At 60.9% G+C, this 5,183-nt stretch carries 4 protein-coding genes; all 4 read left to right on the forward strand.

Features of this window, described 5'->3' with window-relative positions:
• Nucleotides 1-990: 990 nt before the first annotated feature.
• The 4 genes from G3480_RS25045 to G3480_RS25060 all read left to right on the forward strand — a co-directional run bounded on the left by G3480_RS25045 (nucleotide 991) and on the right by G3480_RS25060 (nucleotide 5,029).
• Entirely contained in the window at nucleotides 991-1,335 is a 345-nt protein-coding gene (locus G3480_RS25045) for a hypothetical protein (protein WP_164656941.1), read from the forward strand.
• 74 nt (nucleotides 1,336-1,409) lie between these two features.
• On the forward strand, nucleotides 1,410-1,811 hold the full coding sequence (gene fliS, locus G3480_RS25050) for a flagellar export chaperone FliS (protein ID WP_164656944.1): 402 nt from the start codon (nucleotides 1,410-1,412) through the stop codon (nucleotides 1,809-1,811).
• Nucleotides 1,812-2,041: 230 nt separating this feature from the next.
• On the forward strand, nucleotides 2,042-2,968 hold the full coding sequence (locus G3480_RS25055) for a diguanylate cyclase (protein WP_164656942.1): 927 nt from the start codon (nucleotides 2,042-2,044) through the stop codon (nucleotides 2,966-2,968).
• 387 nt (nucleotides 2,969-3,355) lie between these two features.
• Entirely contained in the window at nucleotides 3,356-5,029 is a 1,674-nt protein-coding gene (locus G3480_RS25060) for a methyl-accepting chemotaxis protein (protein ID WP_164656943.1), read from the forward strand.
• Nucleotides 5,030-5,183 lie beyond the last annotated feature (154 nt).

Consider the following 5,183-nt stretch of genomic DNA (forward strand, 5'->3'; position numbering starts at 1 on the left):
TTTTTTTTTTTGGGGTTTTGTTTTTTTTTGTTGTTTTCCCTCTCCTGTCCCCCCGGGGGGGGGGGGGGGCGGGGCCCCCCCCGCCGCGCCCGGGGGGGGGGGGGGGGGGCCCCCCCCCCCCACGACTGTGCCGAAACATGGCATCAGGGTAGTCTACCTGTCTGATACAGAGACAGAGCCCAGACCCTTTGACGGAAACCCCTAAGCCGGTGGCTCTTTCTAGGATCACTGCGGCGGCAGCTCAAGCGGGGGAGTCCGAATGCGGCCGTTGCGGGTCTTTGCATTGGGCAAGCCCAGCTCGATACCCAAATCGCCCGTTCTCCGGACATTGACCTCCGAACCTCCGGTCTTTTTCTAGACTTGGATCACGCGCCCCATTTCTGACCCGCTGACAGGCTGTGACCACAACTGATGCCTGTCGTCGTTAGGCCGAGGTACGAGGCCCAACGAAAGGGTGCATATTGGGCCTCCTAACGTCGGCCCAGCCTAGAGTCGCTGGCCGGCGCACATCACTGATGGTTGCACCCCTGCTGACGTCTTGGTTTGCCCGGGCGGAGTTGAGGGACTCCGCCGACACGGGCGCGGGATTCGGTGGACTTCGCGCTCGCTCGTTCACCGGTCAAACTGACGATCAAGGCCGGTAGTTGGAACTGCAAGGGCACAAGTTTAGCTAACAAAAATAAAGGTTTGTGCCGCGATTTCGGTTCGCCCAGAAGGTGATCCTCCCGGTGCCGGGACAAGACCTTGAGATTCTTTGCACGTTTCACGTCCTTTGCGGTTAAACGGATCTTTTTAGGATTAAAGAAACTGCAGGGGGTGCCGTTATCTTGACTGTGAAGGGAGTGCGCTTCATCAGCATCAGAGCGAAAGGTGCCCAAGGACGGATGTGAAATAGCTGTATCCGGCGCGTGGCGCGGATTCTAGAGACAACATCGATGATCGAGCCAGGTTTGGCAGTCAATGTTCAAAGAGAATGTCGTGATTTTGCAGATGAAACCGAGCCAAGACGACAAGTGCGTCAAGAGATTGACAGCACTGGAATGCTCTAGGGACAAAGGCGCCGAAGGCTGGCCATGGGATCCGACCTCATCGGCATTGGTCCTGAGCGGCGGGTGCGCAACCCTAGACAGGGACCAACAGAGCAAGGCTGCCGCAGCGATCACTGCGCATTTTCAGAGCCTGAAGCGAAGGGTTGCCGTGATGATGGATGAGGCATCGGGTGAGACCTTCATCGTTGTGACGGATGTTGAGCTGCGCGAGGTGATCCGGCGGATGAGTCTAGAGCAAGCGCGGAGATACCTGGGCCTAGGTCGGGTCGTGCGCCCGCCAGCTTGAGCCGACAGCACTGAAACAGGGCTGAGTTCGGATTGTCGAGTCAACCAAAAACCACTCGCCAGGAGTGAGGAATGATGTACGCGATGCGTAAAGAGATCAACCAATATCGCCAAGCAGGTCATCTGGCTGAGGCTGCGGTCGCTGACCCTCATCGGCTGATTCAAATGCTTTACGAGGGGGCCCTCGAGCGCATTGCGGTTGCACGCGGCGCCATGGTGAACGGTAATCCAAGGATCAAGGGTGAGCAGCTTGGAAAAGCCATCTCGATCATTGAAGCCTTGGCGGACATGCTTGATCAGGACAAGGGCGGTGAGCTTGCAAGCAATCTGGCTGCGCTCTACGAATACATGTCGCGCCGCTTGTTGCAGGGCAGCATGCGGAACGACCCCGAGGCACTGACCGAGGTCTCGCGTCTGCTGCGCGAGATCAAGTCGGGCTGGGATGCGGTGCCGGATCAGTTGAGGCAGGCGTCCTGAGGGCTGTGCTGGCAGTCAGCGACGACTCCAGTGCCTGGAGCCTTTGCGGCGAAAGGTTGACGTTGTACGGATCGCTGCCCATCAAGATGTTGGCTCCGAAGTTGTTGAGAGTGACGGAAACCCGTCGCTCTTTTTTTTAGGGCTATAAGTGCCTGTTTTATAAGGATTTAATTCTTGGCTTGTTGATTGCTTAACAACAATTAGGTCCATCTCTTCCTAGGTACGCCGTTGTGAGCCCGACTACCCAACTCGAAAGTCCGCAACTCAAGCTGGTTTCCTCTACCGGGCGCGATGCGCAACGGGGCCAGCAGGGCATTGATCCAGTCCATTTTCTGCAAGCCATCACGGCCTCGCTGGAACTGGATGAGGTGATGGGCACGCTGGGGCGATTCCTCTACGAGTTGGTTGAGCAGACGGGCTGGGAGTATCGGCGCGCCGAGGGCGCTGAGGGCGACGAGACGATGTCTGGCGGCAAGCCGGATCGTCATCGCATGGAGTATGTCCTGACGCTCAATGGTACGGAGATGGGGACGCTCAAGCTGATGCGGGGGCGGCGGTTTTCCGAATCCGAGCAGGTTGCGATCGAGAGTCTGCTGGGGCTGGCAGCGCCCGCAATCCAGAATGCCTTGCGCTTCTCCTCGGTGAGTCGGCAGTTGGAGCGGGATCCCTTGACCGGTCTCGGCAACCGGCGTGCTTTGACGCTGCAGGGTGCGCAATGGCTGGCTGACAGCGTTCGGCACCAGCAGCCCCTGTCGATGCTCGTCATGGATCTGGATCGTTTCAAGAGCGTCAACGACACCTATGGGCATCCGGTCGGCGACCGTCTGCTCTGTCAGGTTGCCGAGACCTTGCGGGAGGCGACACGGACGTCCGATCTCTGCGTGCGTCTGGGTGGGGACGAGTTCGTCGTGCTGCTGCCATGGTCTGGGCTTGCGGACGCCTTGGAATGTGCCGAGCGGATTCGGCGCAGGTTGGCAAGTCAGCCCATCGAGACAGCAACGGGTGAGCAGGTCGCGGGTCAGGTCAGCATTGGGGTGGCAAGCTATCGCAAGGGCATGGACTTGGATCGCCTCTACCATCAGGCGGACCAGGCGCTCTACGCCGCCAAGCGCTCCGGTGCCAACTGTGTTCTCGCCGCGCCGAGCAACGCCGACTAGCCGCGAAGTGAACCCGTTGGCATATCGGGTGAAGGCTTTCTCATATACTCGCCGCAGCATCGGGTCGTCAGGTCGCTGACGGTTCCGCTTGGCTCTCGTTGCCCGGGCGAGATTCCTGGGCATCTCCGCGGGAGCGCCTTGACGGGCAGGAGGGACGCATCCATGGGCTGATGCCCGTGCCTCCATGCAATCGGCCTTCAATCCGCGTCTCAGCATCGACCGGAACGATGATCGATGCTCAGAGTCGCTTCACGAATGGATCCGCAGTCAGCGCAAAGCGCTTAGGGCGCAGCCGCAGGGGGCGCTCTAATCTGGTCCTTGCGCCGAGCTTGCAGCATTCAATGCGCTTCCGGTTCAGCAAATTCATCGGTTCTAGGAAGGTTTGCCATGAAGAAGATTCGATTGAGCACGAAGCTGATTGGAAGCTTCCTGTCCCTTGCGCTCATCCTGCTGTTGGTCGGTGCGCTTGGCATCAAGGGCGAGATCGACATGCGCTCGCACCTCCTGTCGATCAGTCAGGGATCACTGCCGACGATCATCGAACTCAACCGGCTGAACTATGAACGGGTGAAGATTCGCGGACAGACCTATGAGATCAAGGGGCTGGCGACCTGGACCCCTGAGGTGGGCGGGATGATCGCGCAGGTGATGCGTCAGCGTGTCGCTTCATGGAGCAATGTGGAAGCCGCGCTCGAGCGCTATGAGCAGTTGCCCCGCAGTGTGGACGAGGCAGCGCTTTACGATGCCTTCAAGACGGACTACCAGGCTTGGCGCTCGGAGTATAAGGAGCTGGACCAGCTCGCTCAGAAGATGGGTCAAGCCGCGGATCCTATCGCTTATGCATCGCTGCACGCGGACTATGCGCGTGTCGTCGACGAGACCTTTCTGGTCTCGGACCGCGTCGGCGTGCTCATCGAGTCCATGGTGGCGGTCAAGAACGATGCCACGCAGACCGAGCTGAACCAGGCCCTGGGCGCCAGTAACCTGATGATGAAGCTCTATAGCGGCGGCATGGTGCTGGGTTTGATCCTGGCGGCCGTCTTGGGGGTTGCGATTACGCGAGAGACACTCAAGCAGCTTGGCGGGGAGCCGGCTCAGGTGGTGGCCGTGGTCAATCGTTTGGCGGAAGGCGATCTTACGACTCCCATCGCGCTGCGCAAGGGCGACTCCGGCAGTCTCATGGCGGCCATCTCGCGCATGGTCGAAAACATGAAGCGGCTGCTGCAGGAGGTTTCGAGCGCCAGCTCACAGGTTTCGGCGGCAGCCGTGCAGCTGGCAGCGACCAGCGATCAGACGCGTGGGCAAGTCCAGCTCGGTCAGTCGGAGACGGATCAGGTCGCGACGGCCATGAATGAGATGACGGCGACGGTCGAAGAGGTCGCGCGTCACGCGGCCGACGCGGCGAGCGCGGCGCAGGAGACCGAGAAGGAAACGCAGGCCGGCGGCCAAGTGGTGACGGAGACGATCACGGCGATCGACCTCCTGGCCCAGGAGGTGGTCTCCGCGAGCGAGGTCATCGCGAAGCTCTCGGCCGACAGCGAGGAGATCGGGGCGGTCTTGGACGTCATCCGCGGAGTCGCGGAGCAGACCAATCTACTGGCGCTCAATGCGGCGATCGAGGCCGCGCGTGCCGGCGAGCAGGGGCGTGGCTTTGCGGTGGTCGCGGCCGAGGTGCGCACGCTGGCCAGTCGGACGCAGTCTTCTATTCAGGACATTCAAGAGAAGATCGAGCGCGTTCAGAACGGCTCGGCCGGGGCGGTCTCGGTGATGGAGAAGGGCCAGTCGATGGCGCGGGAAAGCGTCTCGCAAGCGCAACGGGCGGGGGAGTCCTTCCAGACCATCAGCGCGGCCATCACCAGCATCAACGACATGAACCGCCAGATCGCGAGCGCGGCCGAGGAGCAGACGGCGGTGGCCGAGGAGATCAATCGGAACATCCATACCATCTCCTCGACGGTGGATCAGACGTCGGCCGGATCCCAGCACATCGCGGCCGCGAGCGAGCAGCTCGCAAGCCTGGCGTCTCTGCTGCAGGAGCGCGTCGGACAGTTCAAGATCTGAGGATGCGTGCTCCATGCGGCCATTCGGGCCGCATGGAGCGCGAAGTTCGAGATTGTGGGAGCGGCGGCCCCCCCCCGCCGGCGGGCCGAATCCGGGGGGGGCCCCGAGCCCCGTTTTGCCCGAGGCGAAAAAGATAAATGCGGGGTGTAAAAAA

This window comes from Thiorhodococcus mannitoliphagus (assembly GCF_010915725.1).
Classification (GTDB): domain Bacteria; phylum Pseudomonadota; class Gammaproteobacteria; order Chromatiales; family Chromatiaceae; genus Thiorhodococcus; species Thiorhodococcus mannitoliphagus.

Coding starts and splice junctions, on each gene's coding strand:
- fliS (WP_164656944.1), top strand. CDS start 1,410: ATGTACGCGATGCGTAAAGAGATCAACCAATATCGCCAAGCAGGTCAT.
- G3480_RS25045 (WP_164656941.1), top strand. CDS start 991: ATGAAACCGAGCCAAGACGACAAGTGCGTCAAGAGATTGACAGCACTG.
- G3480_RS25060 (WP_164656943.1), top strand. CDS start 3,356: ATGAAGAAGATTCGATTGAGCACGAAGCTGATTGGAAGCTTCCTGTCC.